Annotated in this window: 4 protein-coding genes; all 4 read right to left on the bottom strand. The window is 64.5% G+C overall.

Annotation, left to right across the window (positions count from 1 at the left end; translation table 11 throughout):
* Window positions 1-1,449 (bottom strand): hypothetical protein (locus tag AACS18_RS03615; RefSeq protein WP_108613728.1); only part of this gene is annotated, 1,449 nt, incomplete at its 3' end.
* Window positions 1,446-2,006 (bottom strand): baseplate complex protein, encoded by a 561-nt coding sequence (locus AACS18_RS03610; protein ID WP_108613715.1) that lies wholly within the window; start codon window positions 2,004-2,006, stop codon window positions 1,446-1,448. The genes AACS18_RS03610 and AACS18_RS03615, both read right to left, overlap by 4 nt.
* A complete protein-coding gene (locus AACS18_RS03605; RefSeq protein WP_108613714.1) occupies window positions 2,003-2,884 on the bottom strand; it encodes a hypothetical protein in 882 nt (293 codons plus the stop codon). The genes AACS18_RS03610 and AACS18_RS03605 overlap by 4 nt, the downstream gene beginning before the upstream one ends.
* On the bottom strand, window positions 2,881-3,183 hold a 303-nt coding region (locus AACS18_RS03600; RefSeq protein WP_108613713.1), incomplete at its 5' end, for a tail fiber assembly protein. The genes AACS18_RS03600 and AACS18_RS03605, both read right to left, overlap by 4 nt.

Raw genomic sequence — 3,183 nt, 5'->3', positions numbered from 1 at the left:
GATGTTCACCCCCTCGCTGCCCATCCACGAACGTGACGCCTCGAAGTGCTGTAGCTCTCCGGCCACACTGCGCCGCATTTGCCCGATCACCTCCACCAGATCACCGGCCACGGTGTGGCTCATGTTTCCCAGGCACCCCGCCACCAAGTCATCACCGGCCAGCAGCTCGATGGCCCCGAGCGCCTCGATGCGCTTCATCGCCCCGATCTGCTCCACGCTGTGCTGTTGGGTGGTGAGCCGATGCTGGCCGAACTCGCCCAGGTAGTCATCCGCCTCGCGGTGCATCAACAGTGCCTTGTCGTGCTGGGTGCGGTCGGTATGGCGGCGCTGGTTGCCCACGGTATCGGTGCGGCTGAACACCTCGGCTCGTTGCTGCTGGAGCTGTTCGCCCGGGGTGATATCCGGCAGCGGCCAGCCCGAGCCCAGCACGGTGCGAATAAATGGTCGGTCAGCGCGGCCGAAGGCAAACCCCAGCTCCACGATGGTTCCCTCGATGGGGAATTGCAGCTGCCCCTGCTCGGGCCCGCCGAACAGTACCGGCAGCGGCACTGCGCGATAGAGTGGGGCCGCCTTGTCTGGTTGGCCATCTTCGCCCAGCAGTTGCACGTCTGCCGCATAGCGCGGGCGAAACGGATCATTGAGCTGGCCAGCGGCGGCGCTGTCGCTGATAGCCTCGACTCGCCCGAACTTGGGCAGGTGCATCTGGTCGGCCAGCTCCGGGAATTCCCCCTCCATCTTGCGCCGCTCCGGCGACTTCACCGGTTTACCTGGCGTGGCTGTGGTGAGGGTCATCTCATCACCCTTGAGGCGTACCCGCACCACCCGCTTGCCGTTGACGATAGCCCCCGGGCGCATAGCCGGGATCGGCGCCGTGGTGAGGGTGTTGCCCGCCTGGCGGCCGGAGAAGGCCGGATCCAGCTCAACTGGCCTATCCGCCCAACGACTATGGGCATGACTGCCCACGAAGATGGCGCCATCCGGTTGCTGATGCCAGATGAAGTCAGGTACCGCAAAGGCGCGACCCGCGTTGTTGAGCAGCTGATAGCCGGTGCCGGCGCTGGTGAAGTTGGGGATAGGCCGATCGGTATAGTCGGCCCCGTCAGGTAGCAAAAAGGTGAGCCGGGTCTGGTCGCTCAACCAGGCCAGCAGACCGCGTAGGGTGGCATGCTGCAGGCTGACCGGAAATGCACTCCCCAGTATCCCGGCCAGCTCTCGGCACAGCAGCTTGCTGGCGCCATTGCTGGCAGGCTGTACGTCATACACATATCCGGTAAACCAGCGCCGCAGCTCGCCGTTGTAGCCCAGATCCACGGTCAGGGTTTGCCCCTTCTCGGCGACCCCCTCGATGGTGAGGCCGGCGCGCCCGCCCGCGCAGAGATCCAGCACGATATCGTGGTCGATGAGGTTGGCTAGTTGGCCGCCCAGGGTGAGGTTGGTCGAGAGTTTCACGCCATCAGGTCTCCCAGTTTGTTATCCAGCCCCTTGATGGCCTGCTCCCACGAGCTCAGCTGTTCCTGCTCGGAGGCAGGAGCCCCCTCTGACGGCTTGGCCGGTTTGGTGTTGGCGTTGCCCTGGCCCACGGTGGCGGGCGCCTTGGGCATCCGTTGTTCCCGCTTCTCGGGTACCGAGTTGTGTTCGCGCAGGGTGAACTGCACTTGCCACGCCAGCAGCCCCTCTTGTTCGCTGGCGGTAATGCGGCCGGCAAACTTGACCTGACGCACCTTCACCGACTTGGCCAGCAGCGACCCGACCCGGTAGATATGGCGCTTACCGCCATCCCCTTTGGCATCGGCCAGCTCAAACAGCCTGCTTAGGGTCTGCTCATCCTTGAAGGGGACTAGCCCCGAGATATCGAGCTCTTTGGCTTTGGCCCCTTGCTCCGAACTGCTGGTCGAGCTGGTCTGGCCGCTGCTGTCCTTGTCCTGAAACTGCATCGATGCGGTGATCCGCATCGACTTCATCACAATCGGTTCACCGTCCAGGGTGAGCATGGCGGTTTGGCTCATTTGGTTAACTCCTTCCAGAAGGTGAGTGGGGAGGGGGAGAGCAGCAGGGCGCCGACCGTCATGCTGTGGCTATGGTCTGGCGGGCTGCTCTTGCCTAGTTGGGCTGCCAGGCTTGCCGCATCGCCTTGTCCCTGCCAGTGCCACAGCTTGCCGCTGATGGTAGCCAGCTGGCCCAGTGCCTTCTCCAGCTCTGCCAGTTTGGCCGCGCGGCGTTGTGCCAAGGCGGCCATCTGGGCGATCGGGGTAGTAGTTCCCAGTGCCAGGCTCTCCAGTTGGGCGAGCTCGGCCCCAAGCAATGAGCAAGCAGGGCGCAGCGGATCCCATACCAGCGGCTCATCTGCCTTCCAGCGTGGCACCTTGGCGGCGGTGGGTTTGCTCATGGCATCATTGTCGGCCGTGAGGCGACGCAGGGCTGCGCACCACTCCGGCAGCGGCAGGATGCTACAAAGCGGCGCCAATGCATCGGCCAGCGCGGTTTCGCTGTTACCGGTGACCAGCCAGGCGATGGCGTGCAGCTGGCCAGTCGGTAGCAGGGGATCTGCCCCGTCCTGCAGCTTGGCGGCAAGGGTGGCCACCGCATTGGGGGCGGCGAGGCTGTACTGGTTGCCCTGGTGCTGGCCCACCCCATGCTGATATGGGGTCACAGTCATGCAGCGGCCGGTGACCAGCAGCCGATCGAGCTCAGTCCGCAGCCCAGCCAGCGCGGCAGCGGCCTGGCCGATGGGCGTGGGGCGGTATTGCGCCCTGGGTGCCAGTGCCTGCAAGCGGGCCATCGCGCCTGTTTGGCTTTCTGGCAGTTGGCCAAGCACCCCGCTGGCGCGGGTGTGTATCGTCCCTGTACTCGCTGGCCAGCGCAGCGTGCCTTGCGTCCAACTCATTGCGGAACATCCGGCCAGGTTACATCGGTGGGCCAGCCCTCACTTTGTGGCAGGCGCATCAGCGCGATGCGGTAGCGCTGCAGGGTATCGAGCCTGGCCAGTTCTTCTGGCGTTGCTATGTTCAGCTCCTTGGCATCCAGCAACGGAGCAATGCGGAGGGCCGCGTCGGCCTGCAATGTGTCGAGCTTGCGCTGCTGATCGGCTTCGCTAGGCACATAGGTTGGTGGTTCCCGCATCTCAATATCTCCGAATTCACCGAAGATGGCGCGTACATAGAGTTCGCGTCCATGGGCTGCCGA

The sequence above is a fragment of the Aeromonas sp. HMWF015 genome (genome assembly GCF_963878965.1).
Lineage (GTDB): Bacteria > Pseudomonadota > Gammaproteobacteria > Enterobacterales > Aeromonadaceae > Aeromonas > Aeromonas veronii.
Note: the sequence above shows the minus strand (reverse complement) of the source record. Positions and strands in the feature narration are given on the sequence as shown.

Bases quoted from the DNA above. Each gene is read 5' to 3' on its own strand.
- AACS18_RS03610 (WP_108613715.1), bottom strand. From the start codon at position 2,006: ATGAGCCAAACCGCCATGCTCACCCTGGACGGTGAACCGATTGTGATG.
- AACS18_RS03605 (WP_108613714.1), bottom strand. From the start codon at position 2,884: ATGAGTTGGACGCAAGGCACGCTGCGCTGGCCAGCGAGTACAGGGACG.